Origin of the sequence: Streptomyces sp. MK37H, assembly GCF_018035285.1 — a bacterium.
GTDB lineage: Bacteria > Actinomycetota > Actinomycetes > Streptomycetales > Streptomycetaceae > Streptomyces > Streptomyces endocoffeicus.
In genome coordinates this window covers 1-21,686 of the sequence record NZ_JAAAYH010000001.1, presented here as the reverse complement: position 1 = coordinate 21,686, position 21,686 = coordinate 1, and the positions used below count along the sequence as shown (strand labels likewise).

Genomic DNA, 21,686 nt, shown 5'->3' with positions numbered 1-21,686 from the left:
TCCGAGCTCCCTTTCCCGCATCGGGTGCGACGGTCGGCGGCCCCCGGTCGAGACGCCTTCGCTCGGGTCATTCTCTCGCAGGACGCGTGCTCTATGGGGCGTAGTGGGAGATCAGGGTAGCCGGTGGACCGCTCCACCGTTGGTACAGCCAGTCGCCCGCTCCCCCGCCGGGCGGCTCGGCCCCGGCCACCGTACGGCCCGGGTGGCCCCGGCCGCCGTTCGCTCACGGGGCAGACAGCGGCCCCGTACCACCGCGGCGGTACGGGGCCCCGCGGCCTCAGCGAGCGCTGCCCAGGTTTCGGTCGGCGTCGGCGCCCTCGAGCATGAGGGTGGTCTCCTCGATGCGGCGGAACCGCCCGTCAGGGGCGAACTCGGCGAAGAGGTAGACCTCCGTCCGCACGGTGGAGCCGCCGGTCTTGACGACGTCGATGACATGACGGTCCGCGTACAGGTCGCCCTGCGCGAGCTCGTCGAGGACCTGGACCGATCCACGGGCCACGATCGTGCGCAGGTGGGCGATGTGGGACATGAACTCACCGCGGTCGTCCCAGCGGCCGTCGGTGCGCTGGCGATAGTCGGGGGCGAAGTGCCGGTCGACGGCCTCGGCCAGTTCGAGACCGGGCGTGAAGAGCAGGTCGGTGAGGGCGGTGGCGATGTCGGTACGGGAGGTGGGAGTGGAGGTGGCAGTGGCCATGACGGTGCCCTTCTGTTTCGGAGGCCCAAAACTGCGTGCGCCGAGCACGCACTTGCATCGTATCGCATATTGCGTGCGTTGCGCACGCTAGTCTTGATGTCATGCCGAACGATGTAGGACACGAGATCGCAGACGCGCTGGGAGCGCTGCTCAAGCGCAGCACCCGTGAACAGATCTACCGACGCCTGACCGAGGGCCTGGGCGAGGCCGTGGACGAGGTGACCTACCCCGTGCTCAGCGGCCTCGCCCGCACCGGCCCGCGCAGCGCCGCCGGTCTCGCCGAAGAGATCGGCCTGGACCGCTCCGGCGTCACCCGCCGCGCGACCCGCCTGGAGGAAGCCGGCCTGCTACGCCGCGAGCCCGACCCCGCCGACCGGCGCGCCACTCTGCTCGCCCTGACCGAAGCCGGGCGAGCGGCGGTCGAAACGACCCGGCAGCGCCTCGCCGCGCATATCGAGGACTCCCTGGCATCCTGGCCACCCGGCGAAGCGCAGACCTTCGCCTGCCAACTGCACCGCTTCGTCGAGCACGGGCCCTTCACCGCATAGGCCGGTCGCGAAGGCCGGTCCGGGCCACCGCCGCCCGCATCAGGTCCGCCGTGCGCGGATCCGCCGGGAAGAATGGGAGAGCTCGTCCGTGTCCGCCTCGGGGACGAGGAAGCTCTCCAGTTCCGCGAGCAACTCCGCCAGGCCGGCGGCCGACGTCCGCTCCAGCTGGCGGCGCACCCTGCGCAGCACATGCGCACGCCACTGCCCGAGGTTGCGGATGCGTCCGGACAGGCCGTCGGGGTGCAGGGTCGCCCTCAGCACGTTCAACGGTGGCCGCGCCGACTCCCCCGTCACGTCACCGAGAAACACCCCCATGACACGGTTCGCGGCCAGCAACTCCCAGCGCACGTTGACGGCGAGCGCCGGATTCGGCTCGCGCCCGGTCAGGACGGCCTCCACCGCGGCGCACGCCGCGCCCAGATCGGCGAGGGCGCGCTCGGGGTGCACCGGGGCGAAGCCCCCGGCCAGGTAGAGCGCGTTGCGCTCCCGCAGCACGTCCAGCTCGTCGCACAGCCGCCGGATCATCTCCCGGCTCGGCTTCGCACGCCCGGTCTCGATGCAGCTCAGGTGCCGGGTGGACAGCTCGGCGGCGAGCGACACATCGAGCTGGGAGCGACGGCGGCGTTGGCGCCAGGACCGCAACAGCACCCCGACCGGTTCGGTGGTGGTCGTCATGACCTTCAGGCCGCCCGGCCACGCGGGCGACGGCAATGCCTCGCAGGTCATCGACAGCACGCGCCCGGCGGCCCCAAGTTCACCACCACCGCGCCAGGCTCCAGTGGGAGATCCTGACCGGCGACTGCGACGGCACGTCCTTCGCCACCGGAACCGATGTGATCCAGCTGGACGAGGACGGCCGGATCAGCTCCGTCATCGCATTCCCCGACCGGGCTCCCGAAGACTTCGACCCCGAGGCGCACCACTAGGAGGTACATCGCTATGCGGCTCCGCCGCGTGGCCCGCCGGACACCCCATAGCGGCGCACGCGGGTCAGGAGAGCCAGTCGGCGTAGCGGGTGGGGGCGAGGTCGGCGCCCGTGTCGGTGAGGACGTCGCCCTTGACCGCTCCGAACATACCGGCGGTCGGGTCGGTGACGACGGTGCGGTTGTCACCCTTGGAGGACAGGGTGATCCGGCCCAGCTCGTCCAGGGGGAAGACCTCGGGGCCCGCGATGTTGCGAATGCCGCGCAGTGGGGGGCCCTGGGCCACATCCGTCACCGCGGCGGCCACGTCCTTGGCGGCGATCGGCTGGATCGGCGTGGTGGGCAGCCGGACGGTCTCGCTGTCGGCGGTCCAGGACAGGGTGGCGTCCATGAACTCCATGAACTGGGTCGCCCGGACGATCGAGTACGGGATCGGCCCGGCCGCGAGGAGCTCTTCCTGGAGCGCCTTCGCCCGGTAGTAGTCCAGCTCCGGCACCTGGTCCACGCCGACGATCGAGAGGATCACGAAGTGGCCGACGCCGCCCTTCTGGGCCGCGGCCAGCAGGTTGTCCATCGAAGTCTGGAAGAAGGCCAGGGAGGCTTCGTCGAACGTCGGGGAGTTCGCCAGGTTGACGACGACGTCGGCCCCCGCCGTGGCCTCGTCCAGCCCCTTGCCGCTGATGATGTCGACTCCCGTGGAAGGCGCATGCGGTACCGCCTCGTGCCCGGCGGCCTTCAGATTCTTGACGACCTGCGACCCGATGAGCCCGGTACCGCCGATGACAGCGAACTTCATGACAGGCCTCTCGTCGAGATACGTCCGTAAAGGGATGCATATCCCTAATGCGGCATTCCATACACCGAACTCGAACACGTTCCGTCCAAGGCCGTCCGCGGGCCGCGGCCGGGACGACAAGGCCTCGGCCATCGCGCACAAGGCCGACAACGAGGGCACCACCCTGTGCGAGGCCGCGCTGGCCTCCGGCGACGTCACCGCGGAGGACTTCGACCGCATCGCCGACCCGGCCGCCATGGTCGGCCCGGCCGAGCGGCGCGGGTGAAGGGACGCGATCCTCAATTCCCCAGATCCTCAGTTCCCCAGATCCTCAGCGGATGAGATGGACGGTGAGCTGGCTCTCGGCGTCGCTGGTGTTGACGGCGTGGATGGAGCCGTGGGCCGTGCGATAGCGCCCCGTGCCTCCGGTGATGGCCAGGGTGATGTCACCGGGGCCGGCACTGGTGATGGTGAACACCCCCTGCACGGCGATCCGGCCCTCGGGCAGCGACAGAGTGATCTGACACTGCAGGTCGCTCGTGTCCATGGGGGCGGTGCGGGTCACGGTGCAGACCTCGTCGAATCGGCCCACCGTGGCGTTGGAGCGGAAGAGGTCCCCGGTGACGATGAGCTCGTCCCCCTGGCTGTTCCCGGGAGGGGCGACATCGACGAAGTTGGTCTGCGTCGGCCTCGCCGTCAGCTGGAAGACCTCGCCCTTCTCATGAAGCGGCACGGGGACGGCGGCGCCGGCGGCCGGTGTGGCGGCCACCGCCAGAGGAGCGCAGCACAGGGCGGCCGCCAGGCCGGTCACCGCACTCAGGGCGGAACGCTTGACGTGATACATGACCTTCTCCTCCAAGAGCCTCGGGCAGCCAGTGACCCCGTGTCACATGAGGTGCCGTTTCCCACGTCAGCATCCGGTGAACGGCGCGCCACAGCTACCTCAGTTGGGCATCCAGGTGATCACCGTGACGGTGGCCGCGACCGCCGCCGTCGTGCGGGCCGCCGAGTTCCGGTTGTAGATATATGCGTCCGTCTCGCTCGGAACGTGCGCTTCCGCACCTATGCCGTGCCACACTGTGGGTGGCCCTCACCGCATCCCCCGTCGGTGAGGGCCACTTACGTCAGGTGGGTCTGGGCCGCCGCTGCGGGGCCGAGGTCACGGCGGATGTACCACTCCGTGGACAACAGTCCCTCCCGGTCGCTCGGCGGGAGCCCCGCAAGCCGACCCGGCAGCGCTCCCCGCTCGACCTCGGTGCGGTGGGCGAGCACAGCGCCGATTTTCTGGTCGAGCCAGGGACGGACGTCAACCGTTGCGTTGACCCACTCGTCGGGGACGCTGTACATCGCTCTGCCGTCCCGGACCAGGCGGGCGCCCAGCGCCCGTGCGGCAGAGTGTGGGTGCGTGGCCAGGTAGAGGGCGCTCGGTCGCCAGGGGGCGCCGGTGTCCGGGTAGAGCCGGCTGGGTCAAGGGCGCCGATGTCACCATGCTGGTCGGACTCGCCATATCGTCCCTGCTCTACCTGGTGCTGTGCCGCTCGCTCGACATCGACGCCGAGCGCGCCGTCGTCACGTCCGCCGATGCCGGTCTCGACGAGACATTCCTTACTGCGAAGATTGACCTGTGACCTACATCATAGGCTCCGCCTCTGCATTCCCGTGAAATGATGTTGGAGGTTTTGGCTGGGCGTAATCGGGGGAGACGAGAATGCCGACGATGATTGTCATCGGATATAGGGACGGCCTGGACGAGGCACTCCAGCGCCGGGGCTTGGATCCCTTCTATATCGTCCAGCCGCCGGCGCGCCCACCAGAAGGCCGGGGCTTCACGTACGTCACCGACATGGAGAACGCCCAGGAGCTATTGCGAGCGGCCCTCTCCGCGCACCTCGATGATACGGCGGGAGTGCTGACCGTCCATGAGATGGGCGTATTCGGAGCGGCCTATCTGCGGCAGCAGTTGAATCTTCCCGGCAATACGGATTCAAAGACCACTCTGCATTTCCGGGACAAGTTCCTACAGAAGAGCAAGCTGCCGCCCCACGTCAAGCGAGCGCGCTGCCGATATGTCCCCGTGGGTACCTCGTTCAAGGATCTCGCCGACGATCTGGGAAACGTCTTCGTGGTCAAGCCGGCCACCGGAGCCGGTGCCCTTCGTACGGCCATCGTCCGGTCCCCGGAAGAGTACGAACGGGCCTTGACGCTGTTCACCTGGCAGTCGGACGTCGAGGTCGTCGCCGAGTCCTTCGTCGACGCCTCGGAAGTCTACATAGACGGCATCTGGCAGAACGGCGGTCTTCAGTGGTCGTCCATGAGCCGCAACCACATCTCACCACTGAGTGCCGTACAAGGCGGCGTCCTGGCCGCCCATATCCTGGACAGAAGGCGCTGTCCGACGCTGTTCCAGCAAGCAGAGACGCTCGCCGGACAGGCACTCGCAAGCCTCGGCGCGCCTGATTGCGTATTCCATCTGGAAGCATTCACGGAGGACGCGGGGCTGACGTTCGGTGAGTGCGCCATCCGTCTCCCGGGCGCCCTCTCCCCTCAGGTCAACAAGCTGACATTCGGGGTCGACCTCTTTGACGTCGAGATCAGTCTCGCCCTCGGGGAAGAGCCGACCGGGCCACTGAACAGCGGTGCCCCGGATCGTTTCTACGGGTACATCCTTCTACGCCGCCCTAGGAACGGAAGCCTCACTCAACAGGATTTCGAGCGCGCCTTCCGTTTCGACGAGATCCAGTATTCTTCGTCACCCGACACGCCGGTCGGCCCGTACGGCCGCGTGGGGCAGGCCATCGTATCCGACCAGGATGAGCTGAGACTCCAGCGGACCATCGAGGAAATCGTGCGGTTCAACGAGTCAGGCGGCGGATACGCCCAGTCCCCGGGCCAATCATGATCATGGGTCTCGGCATCTCCGCGTTATGCGCCATGGGCGCGCTGATCGCCCTGGTCGGCGTCATCGCGATGGCGCTTCCGGGTCGGCCCCAGCCGTGGCCGGTGCATCTGATGCAGCGTGGCGCATGCCTGGCCGCCGCTGCCGCCGCGTCCATCTACGTCCTGGGACTCTTCGCCGTTCTCACCTCCGAGCACGAGTTCAACGACGGTGCCGGCTCGGTGCCGCCTCCGGCGTGCCGCGAGGGCTTCGACACGGACACGGTTCAGCACCTCTCCCATCACCGGTCCTCCTACCTGCCGCTCCGTTTCGACTGCGTCCTCGACGATGGCACGACCTACTCCAGCGATCCCCGTTACGCATGGATGAACTGGGCGACCCTGCTCCTTGCGCTGTCCGGCGCCCTGCTCGCCGTCGGCGCGGGCTACGTGGCCGAACTCCGTGCCCGGAAGAGCGCGCGAACATTCTGACCGGCGAGGTGTGCGGATCAGTAGTGCAGACGCGGTCGATCTACGGCGCGGGCGTGTTCGGCGCGCTCCGCCCGCCGGGCGGCATCCACTTACACGGCGCGCGCACCCGACTGGCGACGGTCGCGCACAGGCTGGCGCAACGGCCAGCTGGCTTGCCGCCTTCGGTGACGCCGCCGGGGTTCTGATCGATGCGGAGCACGTACTGACGTGCGGACCGGGGCCCGAGGATGGGGTGCTGGTCGCGTTCCCGCACGCCGACCAGCCCGATGTGACGGGCCCGCCCAGTGCGCCTGCCGCGGGAGGTGACGACCTCGATGCCGACGCGGTGGTGGGCCTGGTGGCCACTGGGGAGGGCCTGCCGATGCTGCCCATCGCCGCACTGCTCGAGCACCGACCGTGGCCGCGTGAGCGGATGGGACGGCGGCTGAACCTGCACCCGAGCCTGAGGACGCGGGCTGCCGCGGGCGAGTGGGTCGGAGGCTGGCCGACGCCATCGAGGAGGCCGCGGGGCTGGAGGAAGCCCACCGGATCGCGCGCCTGCTGTGGGTGTTCGCCTGCACCCGCAGCATGCGCGTGGTGGCGGGCCGCGCCACGCGGCACGGCCCCCGCCCGCGTGCTCGGCGCCTTCGGACACTCAGCATGGACCGTCGACCTCGACCTTCAATCCTATCGGCATTCCGACGACGTCACCGCATGCATTCTGCGCCGCCTCAAAGGCGAGGACGCCGACGGCCGTTACCGCGGGCCTGCCCGAGGAGCGGCTGCGTGTGCCCGCCGCCGCGACCACCGTCAAGGCGCGGTTCGGCCAAGAGAAGCCGATCGTCCAACGGTGTGGCGGGACATGGGGCCAACGACGCACCCACGCCGATGAGTTGAGGCGGCGAACACCTCTCGCCCGCCGTCCACGCACACACGATACGCTCGGCCGGACAATCTCCGCCGAGCGCATGTGGGACTCCTCGCCGTCTGATCCAACCGACCAGGTGTGGCAGCGATTATCGGAACCTTCCTATGAGGGGCAGGCTCTTCACCGCGTCGGTCGTCAGCTGTCCGCAGGGCGCTGGAGCGCCACTTTGGGCAGCCGCCGGGCGAGGGGGGCGGGCAGCCACCAGGCTCATTTGCCGAACAGCTGCATGGCTGCCGGGACGATCAGACAGCGGATGACCACCGCGTCCACCAGGATCGCCACGGCGAGGCCCAGCCCGAACTGGTGGAGCATCCGGTGGGTGCTCAGCATGAAGGCCCCGAACACCACGATCATGATGGGGCCCCGTCCGCCATGATCACCTTGCCGATGACGGCCAGTGCTTCCCGGACGGCGAGGGAGTGGTCCTTGGTACGTTCCCACTCCTCATGGATCCGTGAGATCAGGAACACCTCGTAGTCCATGGACGGCCCGAAGACGATCGCGAAGATCAGCACGGGCAGGAAGGCTTCGATCGGACCTGGCTGCACCCCGAACAAGCCCTCCTGGAACATCAGGGTCATCGCGCCGAGTGCGGCGGAGATCGAGAGCAGGTTCAGCAGGGCTGCCTTGATGGGGATCAGCACCGACCGGAAGACCAGCATCAGCAGCAGCGACGACAGCCCGACGACGGCGACGAACAGCGGCAGCCGCTGCGCGACCGTGTCCGCGAAGTCCTGGGAGGCGGCGGTGGATCCGCCGACCAGGATCTGGGCGCCGGTGTCGCGCTCCAGCTCCGGTGCCACATCATCGCGCAAGTGATGCACCAGTTCGACTGTGCCCTCGTCCTGCGGCGCCGTCTCGGGGTAGACGATCATGGTGGACAGGGCGCCGTCCTCAGTGGGCATCGCGGGGCTGGCCGCGGCCACGCCCGTGGCCTTGGCCAGCTAGGACCGGACGGCCTGGCCGGCGGCCTCGTCGCCTTGCGCCAAGACGATAAGCGGTCCGTTGAAGCCCGGGCCGAAGCCCTCGGCGAGCAGGTCGTACGCCTTCTTGGAGGTCGAGGTCTTCGGGTGTTGCCCGCATCGGCGAAACCCAGGCGCATCCCCAGCGCCGGTGCGGACAGGACCAGCAGGGCGAGGACGGCGACCAGGAGCGCCAACAGCGGACGGCGTTGCACGGCTCCGGCCAGGGCCCGCCAGCGGCAGCCTTCGGACTTGCCCTTGGCCGCCGACTTGGCCGCGTGCTTCAGTACGTGGCGCTGGATGCGCTTGGCGAAGAGCGCCAGCAGTGCGGGCAGCAGGACCAGGGAGGCGGCCATCGTGATCAGCACGGTCAGTGCCAGGTCGAGGGCCACGCCCCTCAGCGAGCCGAGGCCGCGCGCGACCAGGCCCAGCAGGGCGACGATCACGGTGCGGCCGGCGAAGAAGACCGTGCGGCCGACGGCGTCCAGGGCCTTACGGTCGGCCTCGGCCGGGGCGGCGCCCGCGGTGAGCTCGTGCCGGTAGCGGTAGAAGATCAGCAGGGCGTAGTCGACGCCGAGTCCGACGAGCATCGTAATGGGCGGGGTGAAGTCGGCGATGGTGAAGACGTGCGAGGCGATGACGATCAGGCCGAGGGCGGCGCCGACCGCGAAGAGGGCGGTGATCAGCGGCACGGCGGCCGCCACCACGGAGCCGAAAAGCAGCCCGAGGATGACCAGAGCGGCCACGATACCGGCCAGTACCGCGGTCGGGCTTCCCTTGTCCTCGGCGCCGCGCACGGCATCGCCGCCTAGCTCGACCTGGAGACCGTCGGTCCCGGCACCCTTGGCGGTGTCGATGATCGCGGTGATGTCCTCCTCGGGCACGGCGTCGGCCTTGCCGTCGAGAGTCACGGTGGCGTAGCCGATCGTGCCGTCCTTGGACACGGCGGAGACATCGACGTACGGGCTGCGTGTCCTCGGCCTCGGCACGGCTGCCGCGGCAGGCGTGGGTCTGTCCCTGCTCGGCAACGTAGCCGTGGCCACCACCCCCGGCGCCACGAACGGCCGTTCCGCGCCAGGCGCCCACCAAGCCGTTCGCCATCGGAGTACGGCAATTCAACTGGTCCCGCGGCAGCCGCCAGCTGTTCACAAAGATCTTCTACCTGGCCTCCGGCACCCCGGACGGTGCCCCCATCCCGAACGCCCCCATCGACAACGGCGTCTTTCCCATCGCCGAGTGGAGCCACAGCATGGGCCGCGACTCCGATTGTTACTCCTCGCGGACCCATGACCTGGCCTCTGCGGGCTTCATCTGCCCCGCTCCCTCATTCTCCGACAACAGCAACGTCGGGAGCGTCTGCAACGGCAACTGGTCGACACCCGTGCCGGTGCCGGTGTAGCCGGTCACTCCATGGCCGGGATGACCACCCAGTGACTGCTCACCGCCTGGCCGGACAACCGCATCGTGACCGCCGTCCCGGTCGCCTGCGTGGACATGGGCAACCCGGCCGGCCTCGCGGCCAAGGTGCTGTTCATCCATGGCGGCAAGGACCAGACCTGCGACTACAACTCGGCGCGCACCGCGTACGGTGAGCTGCGCGCACCGAAGGCGTTCCATGCAGTAGTCCCCGGGCGACACCTCGCCGGGCCCGTTCCCGAGGTCAGGGCAGCGGCTGCTCGCACCAGATGAGCTTGCCGCCCGGTGTCTGTCTCGTGCCCCAGCGCTGAGTGAGCTGTGCCACGAGCATCAGGCCACGGCCACCTTCGTCGAACACGCGGGCTCTGCGCAGATGCGGCGCGGTGCTGCTGCCGTCGAATACTTCGCAGATCAGTGAGCGGTCGCGAATGAGCCGCAGCTCAATGGGCGCGCCACCGTGGCGAACGGCGTTCGTGACCAGCTCGCTGACCACCAGCTCGGTGACGTAGCCGACTGTTTCGAAACCCCACTCACGCATTTGACGGACGGCCTGCGCACGAGCGCCCGACACCGCCTCGGGCTCGGCCGGCACATCCCAGGTGGCGACCCGGTCCGCGTCGAGGCGCTGGACCCGGGCCAGCAGCAGCGCGGCGTCGTCGGCGGGGTGGTCGGGGAACAGCGCCCTGGAGACCCGGTCGCACAGGGCGTCGGGCGAGGCACTCTCACCGGTCAGCTCGTGCAGCAGCCGATCGACTCCCGTGGCCGCGTCGCGCTGCCGGGACTCGATGAGGCCGTCGGTGTAGAGCGCGAGGAGGCTGCCCGCCGGCAGCTCCACTTCGATCGACTCAAACGGCAGGCCGCCCAGGCCCAGCGGAGGGCCGCCGGGCAGTTCCAGCAATTCCGCGGTCCCGTCCGGCCACACCACCGCGGGGAGCGGATGCCCCGCGCGGGCGAGGCAGCAGTGGCCGGCCACCGGGTCGTATACGGCATACAGGCAGGTGGCGCCAGTGTCTCCGGGTGCGGCCCCCTCCGCGCCCGTCTCGGACTCGGTGGCCAGCCGGATGACGAGGTCGTCCAGCTGGGTCAGCAATTCGGCCGGAGCCAGATCGACGTCTGCGAGAGTCCGCACGGCGGTGCGCAGCCGGCCCATGGTCGCGGATGCCTGGAGACCATGGCCGACGACATCACCGACGACGAGCGCCACCCGCGCGCCGGACAACGGAATCACATCGAACCAGTCACCGCCCACACCGAGTTCGGGGGCGCCCGGCAGATACCGGAACGCCGCATGGACCGCGGATTGTTCCGGCAGCCGCTGGGGCAGGAGGCTCCGCTGCAGTGTCAGGGCCGCCATGTGCTCGCGTGTGAAGCGCCGGGCGTTGTCCAGGCAGACGGCGGCCCGCGCGACCAGTTCCTCGGCGAGGGACAGATCCTCGGACTCGAAGGGCTCACAATGTCGCGACCGGAGAAACATCGCCACACCCAACGTCGTGCCCCGGGCGCGCACGGGCACGATCATCCAGGAGTGGATCCCGTACTCCTTCACCTTGGCCAGGCGCGCGGGATCCTCCGCGATCCAGGAGATCGCCTCGCGCATGGTCCGGTACAGCGCGGACCGCCCAGTGGCCAGGCAGCGGGCCTGTGCCGAGTTCGCCGTGTACCAGTCCACCTCCCCTACCCTGACCACGGCCTCCGGCGTGCCCTCCCGAACGGACCGGTGCGCCACCCGGCGCAGCACCACCCCGTGGACCGGGCCCGGCGGCGGCTCCTCGCCGGTCAGCAGCGCCTCCACCAGGTCGACGCAGACGAAGTCGGCGAGCCGGGGAACCACCAGGTCGGTCAGTTCCTGTCCGGTGTGCATCACATCGAGGGTGCTGCCGACGCGAGTGCTGGCCTCGTTCAGCAGGGCCAGCCTTTCCCGGGCTCTGTACTGCTCGGTCGAGTCGACCATCGTGGCGCAGACACCGACCACGTGGTCGGCCCGGTCGCGCAGCGGGGAGGCGGAGACGGTGAAACGCCTGTCGTGGTCGGGGTCGCGCACGGTTCTCCCGGAGAGGAGGAAACCCTCCTCGGCCCGCCCCGTGTCCAGCACCCGGCGCATCCGCGCCTCCCACTCCCTGACATCGGCTCCGGCCACGGCCGCGGACAGGCCCTGGCCGATCCGCTCCTCGTCGGGTACGCCCGTCAGCCGGCGCATCGCTTCGTTCTGGCGTACACAACGCATTCCGGTGTCGTAGACCGTCACGGCAACAGGAGAGCCGGTCAGGACCCAGTCGGCCAGCGCCTCGCCCGTCGGGGACACCTGCTCCGCCCGAGACACCTTCTCCGGCTCCTGGACCAGCAGCCAGAGCGGCCCCTCGTCGGCTCCCCCCACGAGGCGATACGCCCGTGCCGGCGCCTGCCGGCACCGGCCGTCCCGATGCCGGACCTCGATCGTGCCGTGCCACTCGTCCGGGCGGCAGGTCAGCCAGTGGGGATGGGTCCCGAGCAGGTCGGCCACCGGGCGGCCGACGGCATCCGCGGCACCGAGGCCGACCAGCCGGGCCGCACCGGCGCTCCATGCCACGACCCGGCCCAGCGCGTCCGTCACAGCCAGTGGTGTTCCGGTGTCTCCGAGGTGCGGAGGAGCCTCGTCGAACGGCCTGACGCGGTCCTTCATGCACTCCAGAGTGCCCCCAGTGCCATGAGCAATCAACCAAGAGGGCGGTCGGCCGCGGGGGGCGCCCGCGACGCCCCCCGCGGTGCGATCAGCAGGTGGAGTTGGTCTGGGTGAGGAGGCCGAGGCGCCAGGGCAGGGTGTTGTAGTCACCGCTCGCGTTGGGGTTCATGCCCTGGTAGAGGTACTGGATCTTGCACGGGTTGATGGTGAGGGTCTGGTCGTTTCCGGCGCGGATCATCTCGCCATGGCTGATGTCCTTCGTCCAGGCGCCCGAAGGGAAGCTGGTGGTACTGGCCCGGGCGAACGGGTTTCCCTCGGAGGCGGCCAGCGGGGTCCAGGAGCCGGCGATGCTGTTGGAGGTCCAGGAGCGGAAGTAGCGCCGTCCGTCCGAGCCGATGGCTTCGACGATCAGCAGGTACTGGTCGCTGTCCTGCACCTTGTAGACGTTGCTCGCTTCGAACAGGGCGTATTTGTTGGAGTCCTGGGCGGCGATGACGGTATTGGTGAACCCGTTCGGGAATTGGCCCAGGGAGGTCTGCGAGCGGTACAGGTGCCCGTTGTCGTCGGAGGAGAACAGGTAGCAGTTGGCACTGTCACAGATGACCCACATGTCGACCCAGTAGCCGTTGCCGATGTTCTGCCGGATGATGTCCGGCATCGAGGAGTAGAAGTTGCGGGGGGCGCTCCACCCGTTCGGGTTGCTGATGTCGCTGTTGGTGGAGTACGAGGCGTTGCCGGTCTGGTAGACCAGGTACCACGTCTTCTGCGGTGCGAAGTAGAACACCTGGGGTGCGGCCCGGTATCCGGCGCCGATGGCGCTGCGGTCCAGGTAGTGGTGCGGCGCCGAGGCGGCCTGGGACCAGTCGGTGAAGTTCAGGTACACCAGGCTGTACCCGGAGGAGCTGGCGACGCTGGCGAACACGTGCCACTTGCCGTCGTGGTAGACCACGGTCGGATCCTTGAGCCCGGCGATGTTGTGGGTGGCGTCCGGTTTCGGCGCGATCAGTGAACCGCTGGAGCTCCATCGGAAGCTGGACGGCAGTGATGCGGCCGGGGAGGCGGACGAGGCGGGGGACGATGCGGAGGACGCCGGTGAGGCCGCGGTCCGGGGCGCGGGTGTGCCGCCAAGAGCGGTCAGGGTGGCGTTGTACGCGGCCTTCTTGTTGCCGGCGCCGTCGAAGAGCAGTGGCTTCTCCCCGGCGCGCCAGGAGTCGGTGTCGCGGATGCCCCATACGGTGATGCCGGTGCAGCGCGAGACGTTCATACAGGCCCTGACCGTGTTGGTGTACGCGGTGGTCGGCGCCTGGGCGATGTCCAGCTCGGTGATCTGCACGTCCACACCCAGTGCGGCGAAGCTGGACAGGGTGGTCTGGAAGGAGGCCGGCGGGCCGCCGGTGCCGAAGTGGGCCTGGAAGCCGACGCAGTCGATGGGCACCCCTCGCGCCTTGAAGTCGCGCACCATGCGGTAGACGCCCTGGGTCTTCGCGTCGGTCCAGTTCTCGATGTTGTAGTCGTTGTAGCAGAGCTTGGCCGCGGGGTCGGCCGAGCGTGCGGTGCGGAACGCCTGCTCGATGAAGCCGTCGCCCAGCAGGTTCTGGAAGACCGAGGGGCGGTGCTGGCCGCTGCCGCCGTCGGCGAACGCCTCGTTGACCACGTCCCAGGCGTAGACCTTGCCCTTGTAGTGGGCCATCTGGGTGGTGATGTGGTTGTTCATCACGCTGCGCAGGGTGTTGGCGTCGCCGATGGAGCCGACCCAGCCGGGCAGCTGCGAGTGCCAGACCAGGGTGTGGCCCCGTACGCGCTGCCCACGCGAGAGGGCGCGGTTGACGATCTGGTCGGCGGGGCCGAAGTTGAACGAGCCGCGGGACCGCTCGGTGGTGTCCCACTTCATCTCGTTCTCGGGTGTGACCATGTTGAACTCGCGGTCCAGGATGGTCGAGTACGTCGAGTCGCCGAGCTTGCCCGCGGCCACGGCGGCCCCGAAGTACCGCCCGGACTGGGCGGCCTGTGCGCCCAGGGTGGAAGCCTTGGCGGATGCGGATGCGGATGCGGATGCGGCGGTGGCGGTGGCGGTGGCGGTCCCGGCCACCGCCATGACGCCGGCGGCGATGAGCCCTAACGCCGAGGCGCGACGTCGACCGCGTCGGTCGTGTCGTTTGCGGAGGTTCATCTCTCTCCTCGAATGGGTGGGGGTTACCTTGGGAGCGCTCCCAAAATTGGCCGTACGAGTGTGCGTTCGCGTCCGTGTGCTGATGGTGGCCCGGAGAGGGCCGGTCAGGGGGTGGTGAGTTCGAACCGGGTGACGTTGACCGAGCCGCCGAGTGCCTGGGTGGCGTGGTTGAAGATGGCGTACCGGTAGCCCATGAAGAACCGCCAGTCGTTGCCCATGGTGAACGTGGGCCCGAGGCGGATGAAGTTGGTGCCGTCGGTGCTGTAGGAGAAGGTGCCCGGCCGTCCCGCACCGGGGCGGATGTCGGCGGTGGCGCGCAGCCATATGCGGCCGCCCTGGACAGCGGCGCTCGCGAGTTCCGTTCCGGTGCCGGTGGTGTTCCAGTTGCCGTCCATGGTCAGCCCGCTCACCATCGCCACCCGGCTCGCACCGCCGTCCCGTTTCACACCGATCCACGCGGACGAGTCGCGTAGCAGTGCCAGTCCGGCCCGGTCGCCGTCTCGCATCGCGGAGTGGTCGAGTTCGATGGTGGCGGTGGAGGTGGGCCCTTGGATGCGGTGGGTGAGGGTGTTGCGGGCCCCGTACAGGTCGTTCGTGACCGTCGCGGTGCGCAAGGTCAGGCCGTTGTTGACCGACCACTTGGTGTTGTCCGGGTTGTGGTTCCACTCCCACGCCGGCTTCAGGGACGTACCGTCGAAGGTGTCGACGCCGGTCAGCGGGGCGACCTGGCGGGACGGGGAAGGGACGGCGGCCGGGACGGGATACGACGCGCCCCAGGCACCGTTCACCAGCTGCACCACGGGCCAGCCGTCGGAGGTCCAGGCGACCGGGGCCAGCACGGGGATCCGGCCGCCGGGGTAGGCGTCCACGAAGGCCATGTAGTACCAGGCGCCACCGGGGGTCTGCACGAGCCCGCCCTGGTGTGGCACGCCGCCGCCGGAGACCGGCCCGCGCAGGTCGAGCAGGACCTGCCGCATGGTGTACGGGCCGAACGGACCGCTGGTGGACTTCAGGATGTACTGGCCGTTGGCGGGGCGGGTGAGGAAGATGTAGTAGCTGCCGTTGATCTTGTAGAAGCGGGAGCCCTCCAGGGTCCCGACGCTCGACGGGGCGGTGAACACCTGCTGCGCGCGGACCTGGTCGCGCCCGTCCGCGGAGAGCTGAGCCACGCTGATAGTGGTGTTCCCGTAGGACACGTACATGGTGTCGTCGCTGTCGATGAGCAGACCCGCGTCGTAGTAGGCGTTGTTGATCGTCGTGAGCCTTTTCCAGGGCCCTTCGACGGACGGGGCGGTGTAGATGTACGACGTGGAGAACTCGATGCAGCCGAGCCAGTAGAACGTCCGGTTGCTCGGGCGGTAGGCCAGCGACGACGCCCAGACGCCCTTGACGTAGGCGCGGGAGCCGCCCAGGTCGTACTTGGAGCCGAAGTCCAGCACCGGCACCGAGTGGCCGGCGAACTCCCAGTTCACCAGGTCGTACGAGCGGAGGATGGGCGCCCCCGGCGAGTAGTGCATCGTCGAGGCCGAGTAGTAGTAGGCGTTGCCCACGCGGATGATGTCAATGTCCGCGAAGTCCTGCCAGATCACCGGATTCGTGTACTGCGCGGCAGTGGCCGAGGGGGCGGTGATCGCGGCGTTGCCGCTGGAGGCGGCGGCGCGGGCCGCGAAGGCGGCGGGGGCCGTGGCCCCCGCGATCAGGCCGGTGGCCGTTGCCAGGGCCGCGCGGCGGCTGTGCTCGTGATGACGCCATGACATGGAGGATCACTCTCCTTCTGGCATGAGCGGAGGAGTCACAGGGGCGACGATGTACGTACGGCATCACATGCGCGCGGATGAGCCTCGTGCCACGGGCATGCCCGTCCCACCCGATTACCGTTCGACATACCGAACAGCAATCGGAGGTTCGGACAAGCATGGATGATAGGCAGGCGGCGAGAGACGTCAACACCCCTCGCGCCAATGGTTCCCAAAAGCGCTGCTGTGTCCGTCGTCCCCGGCGGCGCCCACTCCTCCTACGCCACCGGCGTACTCGACCCGCGGCAGCGCCCTTCTACCAGGCATGGGACCCGATCGCCCGCGACCGCGAGGCGTTCACCCGGTGGATCGACGGATACGTGCGCAACCGCGAGGGAGCACTCACCCGACGACCGCCACCCCCGCCGGGACGACCGGGACGACCGGGACGACCGGCTTCACCAGCGACGAGCTGATGGAGCTCAACGCCGCCCGCGCGCTCGCCGACGCCACCACCTGCTTCGTCGGCATCGGCCTCCCAGCACCGCCGCCAACCTGGCCGCGCCACCGACCGCTACGCCAACATCACAACACCACCGTCGTGGACCGCGGTCCGGACAAGCCCGAGGGCCGCCTCCCCGGCGCGGGCGGCGCCCCCGAGGCCGCCTTCAACTCCTGCCCCGCGACACGGGGTCCGTTGAAGAGGGTCGCGGGCACACCAGTTGTTCCACGAGGCCGGTCCCAGCCTCTGGGTGTAGGTGATCCGCCCCTGCACCCGGGATCACCCCGGCCACCGTCGCCGAGGTCCGACCCATCGCCCCCGGTCAACGCCTCCCGGGCTCCGCACCGAGCCGGCGACGGTAGCGCAGGCCGGGGCGTCCGCCAACGGTGGCGTCCGCCACGACGGTGAATCCATTGCGGCCGAGCACGGTCATGGAGGCCACGTTGTCGAGGGTGGTGTACGCGGTGAGGGTGGAGAGCCGGTACGCCGTGGCGGCCAGCCGGCACACCTCTTCCACCGCGGCGGTTGCCATCCCCCGGCCCGCGGCGCGCTCGCCGATCCGGTAGCCGAGTTCGGCGTCCCCTTCCTCCACGTCCACGAGATTGACGCGGCCGACCAACTCCCCCTGGTCGTCAACGACGACATGAAAGTGACACACACCGGCGTCCTGCTCGGCGAGCCGGGCACGGAGCAGGGATGCGAACTCCTCGAAGTAGGCGTCTCCCCGGTCCGAGATCGACCGGGCGAAGTACTCCCGGTTCTCGCGCTCGAAGGCCAGCAGGGCGGGCGCGTGGTCGGCCCGGAGCCGTTCCAACCTCAACATGCCCAAAGTATACGTAACGAAGGCCGCGCCCGTCCGCGGTCCCGGGCCCGCCAAGCATTCGGTGCGGAATTCTCCCCGGCCCGCCGTATCCCCGGGAAGGAAATCCACAATCTGCTTGTGCATCATGCCTATCCCTCAAGTATCCGGCCCGAGTAGCCTGTTCCTCCGCCGATACTGTCGTACTTGGGAGGCTGAGAGCCAGTGATCGTACTCGGTTACAACGGATTCAGCAGAGGTGCGGAGCTTTTCGGGCGTCTCTACGGGGCGACTGGTGTCGGCCGTAATCTCTTGGTGGGTCATGACGCTGCGGCGGCTCTGGTGATCGACGGCGAGGTGGTGGCGGCGGTCGAGGAGGAGCGGCTGAGCCGGGTCAAGAAGACGTCCGATTTCCCGGCCCACGCAATCACCTGGTGCCTGAACTCCGCCGGTGTCGACCTCGACCAGGTGGATGTTTTCGCTTTCCCCTGGCGGTTTTCGACGACGGTGGCCGAGGAGATGATTTCGGGGATATGCGACTCCGACATGCCGGTCACGGCCAAGTTCGACGCCCTGCGCAGCACGGGCGAGCTCTACACCGGCATGCTCAGCCCCGACGCGGTGTACCACGACTTCGTCGAGCGCACCGGCTATGAGCTGGATCCCAACAAGCTCGCCCTGGTGCCCCATCACCTGGCCCATCTCATGTGCGGCGCCTACCTGGCCGGCGGGGGTGACGCCGCCTTCCTGGTGAGCGACGGCCGGGCGGAGACGCTGTCCTCCGTCATGGGCGAGCTGCGGAACGGCGTGGTCCGCCAGTTCGACGAGAGCGCGGTTCCCATGACCAGCTCGCTCGGGGTGGCGTTCGGGCGGATCACGCGCTATCTGGGGTTCGTACCGAACAACGACGAGTACAAGGTGATGGGCCTGGCCGCGTACGGCCCGCCGCCGCAGCACAACCCGCTGCTCGAGCGCGTTGTGCGGCTGCACGAGAACGGCTCGTACACCATCTCGATCCCCCGGGACATATCGGCCTACTATGCACTGTTCGACGAACTGTTCGGCGGCGACAGCGAGAAGCGCGAGCAGTTCGACTTCCGCGTCAAGGTCGCCGGGCTGGCACAGCACATGGTCGAGGCCGTCACCGCCCATCAGGTGCGGGCGCTGACCGCGGCCTCCGGCCTGGACACCCTGCTCTTCGAGGGCGGGCTGGCGCTGAACTGCGTGGCCAACACCAAGATGCTGGAGAGGTCGCCGTTCACCGGAATGGAGGTCAGCTTCGGGGCCAGCGATCCCGGGGTCGCCATTGGCGCGGCCGTGTACGCCGCCGGTCTCAGGAATCGGCCGGCCGACGCGGTCACCACCCCCTACCTGGGGCCTTCGTACGACGAGCGGCAGGTCCAGGACACGCTGGCGGAGTACGCGGACCGCGTCGAGTGGCAGGAGGAGCCCGATGCCATCTCGATCGCCGACCGGACGGCGGAGTTGCTGGCAGGGAAGAACGTCGTGGGCTGGTTCCAAGGCCGGACCGAGTTCGGACCGCGTGCCCTGGGCAACCGCAGCATCCTCGCCAATCCGGCCTTCCCCGACATCAAGGACATCATCAACCTCCGGGTGAAACACCGGGAGCCCTTCCGCCCGTTCGCGCCCGTCATCCTCGAGTCAGAGGCCCCCCGCGTCTTCTCGATGGGCAAGAAGACCTCGTCCCCCTATATGACCTTCGTCTTCCCGGTGCGGAAGGAGTACCAGGAGCGGATCCCCGGCGCCTGTCACGTGGACGGCACGGCGCGGGCCCAGACGGTGAACGAGCGGCAGAACCCCGCGCTCGCCCGGCTGTTGCGCGCCTTCACGGCACGGACGGATGTGCCCTGCCTGCTCAACACGTCCTTCAACGTGGCCGGTGAGCCCATCGTCTGCTCGCCGCGGGACGCGTTGGAGTGCTTCCTTGCCACCGAGATCGACTATCTGGTCATCGACCGGTTCGTGATCACCAAGAAGGGGAGCTGAGCCGTCGGCCCGCGGGGCGTGTGCGCCCTGCGGGCCGACAGTCCTCAATTCTTTGGGAGCTGAATGGGCTCGTTCGGCCCGCCCTTTGTCTCGATGGTCAGGAACGACAGAACGTCATCACCGATGTTCTTCAGGTCATGAAGGTGGTATCGCCCCTCGGGGCAGCGGAAATGCCGAGACTGTCCGCGGGCGTAAGAGATCTCATGCGTGGTGCCATCGCTCGAGTGCTGGCGGGCCCGGCCGTTTGTCAGAGCTATCCAGAAGTAATCCAGCACATGCCGATGGACGGGAATTCGCTCTCCCGGCTGAAGGTGGGTCTCCCAGATGCGCAGTGAATCGGTCTCTTTCACCAGCGTCTGGCCAATCCACCCATGATGGGCGTTGGTGTCGAATTCCTTGTGCAGCTGCGGGCTCCAGCGAGCATAACCTTCGGCGACGACAGTGCTGGACAGCGGGATATCGGAGCGAGAATCTTTACCCACGAGCGGGATCCTTTCGCTGAACGATACGGCTCACAGAGCGGAGGAGAGCGCTTCGAGCAGCGCGGTGTTCGCGCGCCGATCGCCGATGGTGATGCGGCAGGTATCCGGGATCACCCGCCCGGTGTCGGCGACGACGATGCCCGCGCCCCGAAGCTGGTCCATCACGCGCTCGTGCTTGTGCAGTCGGACGAAGAGGAAGTTGGTCTCCGAGGGGAACACCCGAGCCACCGCGGGATGCTCGGTCAGCGCCGAGGCCATCCGGTCACGCTCGGCGCGGATGCGCTGGATGCCGGCGACCACCCGCCGCACATTGGTCAGCCGGTCCCGCACGGCGTGCTGGGAGGCGTTGGTGAACCCGAAGGGCACCTGCACCCGCCGCAGCGCGTCGATGATGCCGGGCTGGGCCAGGGCGATTCCGCAGCGCGCGCCGGCGAGTCCCCATGCCTTGGAGAGTGTTCTGAGCACGATGAGGTTGTCGTGCTGGGCGATCAGCCGGGCGTACGAGGGCTTCTCGCTGAACTCGACATAGGCTTCGTCGATCACCACCAGCCCGCGGCCGCGAGCCACCAGGTCGTGGACCTGCTCCGGGTCGAGCCTGGTCCCGACGGGGTTGTTGGGGTCGCACAGGATGGTCACCCGTGGATCGGCCGCCAGGATGCGGTCGGTGTCGAGCTGGGACAGGTCGTCGCCGTGCAGCGGCACCTCGACGACGGGCAGGCGAAGGAGGTGGGCGAAGTGGCCGTAGAGCGGGAAGGTGGGTGGCGTGACGCAGACGCGCTCGCCGGGCGACGCCAGCGCCGCCAGGAGCAGCATGACGCCGTCCACCGACCCGCTGCTGAACAGCAGGTGATCCGCGCTCAGCGCGTCCACGCCCTCGTGGCCGGGCAATGTCGCGATCGTGGCCAGGTAGGTGCCGGCCAGCTCTGTTGTGTCGAGGTGGGGGTATTCACCGGCGGCGCCCAGGAACGGGTTGGTGTTGCTGGACAGGTCGATCGTGTCGAACCGGGGCACCTGGCGGAAGCGGGCCGGGCCCGGGACCGGCACCTCTGTGACGGGGGGAGCCGCGTACTCCGACAGTGTGTGTTCCGCTCCCGCTTCCTCCCGGAACGCGAGGCCGGGAGCGCGCAGCCAGTGGTCGAGGGGCACGAACAGATCGGCTCCGAGGCGGCGCATGCGCGGAACATCTCCCCGGCCGAGGTGTACCCACTCCAGGCCGGAGCGCCGGGCGTGGAGGTACAGCCGGTACACGGACGCGGCGAAGAGGTCGTCCAGTGCGGCGGGGTCGTCGTGGTCAATGGCCTGTGTGAGGGAGTAGATCCCCCGGCCGTTGTGGGATGTGGCGATGAGCCCGGCCTGGACCACGGCGTTCTGTTCGCGGCGTACGAGCATCTCGGTGCGATCGGCCAACGGGCCGTGTGCCAGGGCGTCGAGGGCTTCGGCGTTGTACAGGTCGTCGTGGCCGCCGTGGCGTTCGGCCTGACGCTGGTGGAGCGTGACGAAGGCGTCTCGCGCCCAGGGACTACCGTCGAGCTCGCTCAGCCGGATCCGCTCCCAGGTCACCTCAAGGGAGATCTCGCGGTCGCGGCGTCGGAGGTCGTTGAGTTGTCCGGCGCCGATGCGGGTCCGCAGGGCCTCGTCCACCTCCCCGGTCAGCCGGACCACACACTCGCTCTCGGTGGCGATCGGAACGAACCCTGCCGCCCGCAGCGGGCTGGTGTCGTCGCTCCGTCGCACGTTGGG

20 protein-coding genes and 1 pseudogene are annotated in these 21,686 nt (G+C 68.8%); 8 read left to right on the top strand and 13 right to left on the bottom strand.

The window, feature by feature from the left end:
- Window positions 1–277: 277 nt before the first annotated feature.
- Window positions 278–694, bottom strand: a complete 417-nt coding sequence (locus GWI24_RS00100; protein WP_210943674.1) for a nuclear transport factor 2 family protein — start codon at window positions 692–694, stop codon at window positions 278–280.
- Between the two features lie 101 nt (window positions 695–795).
- On the opposite strand from GWI24_RS00100, the gene GWI24_RS00095 reads away from it, so the two are divergent.
- On the top strand, window positions 796–1,242 hold the full coding sequence (locus GWI24_RS00095) for a MarR family winged helix-turn-helix transcriptional regulator (RefSeq protein ID WP_210943672.1): 447 nt from the start codon (window positions 796–798) through the stop codon (window positions 1,240–1,242).
- 39 nt (window positions 1,243–1,281) lie between these two features.
- Here GWI24_RS00095 and GWI24_RS00090 read toward each other — a convergent pair whose 3' ends face one another.
- Entirely contained in the window at window positions 1,282–1,917 is a 636-nt protein-coding gene (locus GWI24_RS00090) for a helix-turn-helix domain-containing protein (protein ID WP_210943671.1), read from the bottom strand.
- Between the two features lie 35 nt (window positions 1,918–1,952).
- On the opposite strand from GWI24_RS00090, the gene GWI24_RS00085 reads away from it, so the two are divergent.
- The gene (locus GWI24_RS00085; RefSeq protein WP_210943669.1) at window positions 1,953–2,168 is read left to right on the top strand and encodes a hypothetical protein; all 216 of its coding nucleotides are present in this window, start codon (window positions 1,953–1,955) and stop codon (window positions 2,166–2,168) included.
- Window positions 2,169–2,232: 64 nt separating this feature from the next.
- Here GWI24_RS00085 and GWI24_RS00080 read toward each other — a convergent pair whose 3' ends face one another.
- Complete coding sequence (locus GWI24_RS00080) at window positions 2,233–2,961, bottom strand: SDR family oxidoreductase (protein ID WP_210943667.1); 729 nt, start codon at window positions 2,959–2,961, stop codon at window positions 2,233–2,235.
- Window positions 2,962–2,995: 34 nt separating this feature from the next.
- On the opposite strand from GWI24_RS00080, the gene GWI24_RS44655 reads away from it, so the two are divergent.
- Window positions 2,996–3,226, top strand: a complete 231-nt coding sequence (locus tag GWI24_RS44655) for a hypothetical protein (RefSeq protein ID WP_247615655.1) — start codon at window positions 2,996–2,998, stop codon at window positions 3,224–3,226.
- A 45-nt stretch (window positions 3,227–3,271) separates the two neighbouring features.
- On the opposite strand, the gene GWI24_RS00070 is transcribed toward GWI24_RS44655, so the two are convergent.
- Complete coding sequence (locus GWI24_RS00070) at window positions 3,272–3,784, bottom strand: hypothetical protein (protein WP_210943664.1); 513 nt, start codon at window positions 3,782–3,784, stop codon at window positions 3,272–3,274.
- A 275-nt stretch (window positions 3,785–4,059) separates the two neighbouring features.
- Window positions 4,060–4,287, bottom strand: coding sequence for a hypothetical protein (locus tag GWI24_RS00065; protein WP_374103244.1), 228 nt, complete (start codon window positions 4,285–4,287; stop codon window positions 4,060–4,062).
- A 140-nt stretch (window positions 4,288–4,427) separates the two neighbouring features.
- On the opposite strand from GWI24_RS00065, the gene GWI24_RS00060 reads away from it, so the two are divergent.
- The 3 genes from GWI24_RS00060 to GWI24_RS00050 all read left to right on the top strand — a co-directional run bounded on the left by GWI24_RS00060 (window position 4,428) and on the right by GWI24_RS00050 (window position 6,306).
- Entirely contained in the window at window positions 4,428–4,568 is a 141-nt protein-coding gene (locus tag GWI24_RS00060; RefSeq protein WP_210943663.1) for a hypothetical protein, read from the top strand.
- 80 nt (window positions 4,569–4,648) lie between these two features.
- The gene (locus tag GWI24_RS00055; protein WP_210943662.1) at window positions 4,649–5,839 is read left to right on the top strand and encodes an acetyl-CoA carboxylase biotin carboxylase subunit family protein; all 1,191 of its coding nucleotides are present in this window, start codon (window positions 4,649–4,651) and stop codon (window positions 5,837–5,839) included.
- A 2-nt stretch (window positions 5,840–5,841) separates the two neighbouring features.
- Window positions 5,842–6,306, top strand: coding sequence for a hypothetical protein (locus tag GWI24_RS00050; protein ID WP_247615654.1), 465 nt, complete (start codon window positions 5,842–5,844; stop codon window positions 6,304–6,306).
- Between the two features lie 1,042 nt (window positions 6,307–7,348).
- Here the strand turns inward: GWI24_RS00050 and GWI24_RS00045 are convergent.
- Window positions 7,349–9,146 (bottom strand): annotated as a pseudogene (locus GWI24_RS00045) (MMPL family transporter); the annotation flags it as partial.
- A 493-nt stretch (window positions 9,147–9,639) separates the two neighbouring features.
- On the opposite strand from GWI24_RS00045, the gene GWI24_RS44650 reads away from it, so the two are divergent.
- Entirely contained in the window at window positions 9,640–9,864 is a 225-nt protein-coding gene (locus GWI24_RS44650) for a hypothetical protein (protein ID WP_247615653.1), read from the top strand.
- On the opposite strand, the gene GWI24_RS00035 is transcribed toward GWI24_RS44650, so the two are convergent.
- The 5 genes from GWI24_RS00035 to GWI24_RS00020 all read right to left on the bottom strand — a co-directional run bounded on the left by GWI24_RS00035 (window position 9,836) and on the right by GWI24_RS00020 (window position 17,481).
- Window positions 9,836–12,250, bottom strand: a complete 2,415-nt coding sequence (locus tag GWI24_RS00035; RefSeq protein ID WP_210943660.1) for a SpoIIE family protein phosphatase — start codon at window positions 12,248–12,250, stop codon at window positions 9,836–9,838. The two genes, GWI24_RS44650 and GWI24_RS00035, sit on opposite strands and share 29 nt — an antisense overlap.
- Before the next feature lie 88 nt (window positions 12,251–12,338).
- Window positions 12,339–14,420 carry a non-reducing end alpha-L-arabinofuranosidase family hydrolase gene (locus tag GWI24_RS00030; RefSeq protein WP_210943659.1) on the bottom strand — a complete coding sequence of 694 codons (2,082 nt, stop codon included), beginning with the start codon at window positions 14,418–14,420 and terminating at the stop codon, window positions 12,339–12,341.
- Between the two features lie 104 nt (window positions 14,421–14,524).
- Window positions 14,525–16,177, bottom strand: coding sequence for a glycoside hydrolase 43 family protein (locus GWI24_RS00025; RefSeq protein WP_210943658.1), 1,653 nt, complete (start codon window positions 16,175–16,177; stop codon window positions 14,525–14,527).
- A gap of 381 nt (window positions 16,178–16,558) precedes the next feature.
- Window positions 16,559–16,687, bottom strand: a complete 129-nt coding sequence (locus GWI24_RS46020) for a hypothetical protein (RefSeq protein WP_281788642.1) — start codon at window positions 16,685–16,687, stop codon at window positions 16,559–16,561.
- Window positions 16,688–16,980: 293 nt separating this feature from the next.
- Window positions 16,981–17,481: a GNAT family N-acetyltransferase gene (locus tag GWI24_RS00020; RefSeq protein ID WP_210943656.1), complete on the bottom strand. Its 501-nt coding sequence runs from the start codon at window positions 17,479–17,481 to the stop codon at window positions 16,981–16,983.
- A 201-nt stretch (window positions 17,482–17,682) separates the two neighbouring features.
- Between GWI24_RS00020 and GWI24_RS00015 the strand changes: the two genes are divergently transcribed.
- Window positions 17,683–19,464 carry a carbamoyltransferase C-terminal domain-containing protein gene (locus GWI24_RS00015; RefSeq protein ID WP_210943654.1) on the top strand — a complete coding sequence of 594 codons (1,782 nt, stop codon included), beginning with the start codon at window positions 17,683–17,685 and terminating at the stop codon, window positions 19,462–19,464.
- Between the two features lie 44 nt (window positions 19,465–19,508).
- On the opposite strand, the gene GWI24_RS00010 is transcribed toward GWI24_RS00015, so the two are convergent.
- On the bottom strand, window positions 19,509–19,946 hold the full coding sequence (locus GWI24_RS00010; protein ID WP_210943653.1) for a hypothetical protein: 438 nt from the start codon (window positions 19,944–19,946) through the stop codon (window positions 19,509–19,511).
- 30 nt (window positions 19,947–19,976) lie between these two features.
- Window positions 19,977–21,686: histidinol-phosphate transaminase (locus tag GWI24_RS00005; protein ID WP_210943651.1), on the bottom strand; the 1,710-nt coding region annotated here is incomplete at its 5' end.

Excerpts from the sequence above, each read along its gene's own strand:
- GWI24_RS00100 (WP_210943674.1), bottom strand. The coding sequence starts at position 694 with ATGGCCACTGCCACCTCCACTCCCACCTCCCGTACCGACATCGCCACC.
- GWI24_RS00095 (WP_210943672.1), top strand. The coding sequence starts at position 796 with ATGCCGAACGATGTAGGACACGAGATCGCAGACGCGCTGGGAGCGCTG.
- GWI24_RS00090 (WP_210943671.1), bottom strand. The coding sequence starts at position 1,917 with ATGACGACCACCACCGAACCGGTCGGGGTGCTGTTGCGGTCCTGGCGC.
- GWI24_RS00085 (WP_210943669.1), top strand. The coding sequence starts at position 1,953 with ATGCCTCGCAGGTCATCGACAGCACGCGCCCGGCGGCCCCAAGTTCAC.
- GWI24_RS00080 (WP_210943667.1), bottom strand. The coding sequence starts at position 2,961 with ATGAAGTTCGCTGTCATCGGCGGTACCGGGCTCATCGGGTCGCAGGTC.
- GWI24_RS44655 (WP_247615655.1), top strand. The coding sequence starts at position 2,996 with ATGCATATCCCTAATGCGGCATTCCATACACCGAACTCGAACACGTTC.
- GWI24_RS00070 (WP_210943664.1), bottom strand. The coding sequence starts at position 3,784 with ATGTATCACGTCAAGCGTTCCGCCCTGAGTGCGGTGACCGGCCTGGCG.
- GWI24_RS00065 (WP_374103244.1), bottom strand. The coding sequence starts at position 4,287 with ATGTACAGCGTCCCCGACGAGTGGGTCAACGCAACGGTTGACGTCCGT.
- GWI24_RS00060 (WP_210943663.1), top strand. The coding sequence starts at position 4,428 with ATGCTGGTCGGACTCGCCATATCGTCCCTGCTCTACCTGGTGCTGTGC.
- GWI24_RS00055 (WP_210943662.1), top strand. The coding sequence starts at position 4,649 with ATGCCGACGATGATTGTCATCGGATATAGGGACGGCCTGGACGAGGCA.
- GWI24_RS00050 (WP_247615654.1), top strand. The coding sequence starts at position 5,842 with ATGGGTCTCGGCATCTCCGCGTTATGCGCCATGGGCGCGCTGATCGCC.
- GWI24_RS00035 (WP_210943660.1), bottom strand. The coding sequence starts at position 12,250 with ATGAAGGACCGCGTCAGGCCGTTCGACGAGGCTCCTCCGCACCTCGGA.
- GWI24_RS00030 (WP_210943659.1), bottom strand. The coding sequence starts at position 14,420 with ATGAACCTCCGCAAACGACACGACCGACGCGGTCGACGTCGCGCCTCG.
- GWI24_RS00025 (WP_210943658.1), bottom strand. The coding sequence starts at position 16,177 with ATGTCATGGCGTCATCACGAGCACAGCCGCCGCGCGGCCCTGGCAACG.
- GWI24_RS46020 (WP_281788642.1), bottom strand. The coding sequence starts at position 16,687 with ATGCCGACGAAGCAGGTGGTGGCGTCGGCGAGCGCGCGGGCGGCGTTG.
- GWI24_RS00020 (WP_210943656.1), bottom strand. The coding sequence starts at position 17,481 with ATGTTGAGGTTGGAACGGCTCCGGGCCGACCACGCGCCCGCCCTGCTG.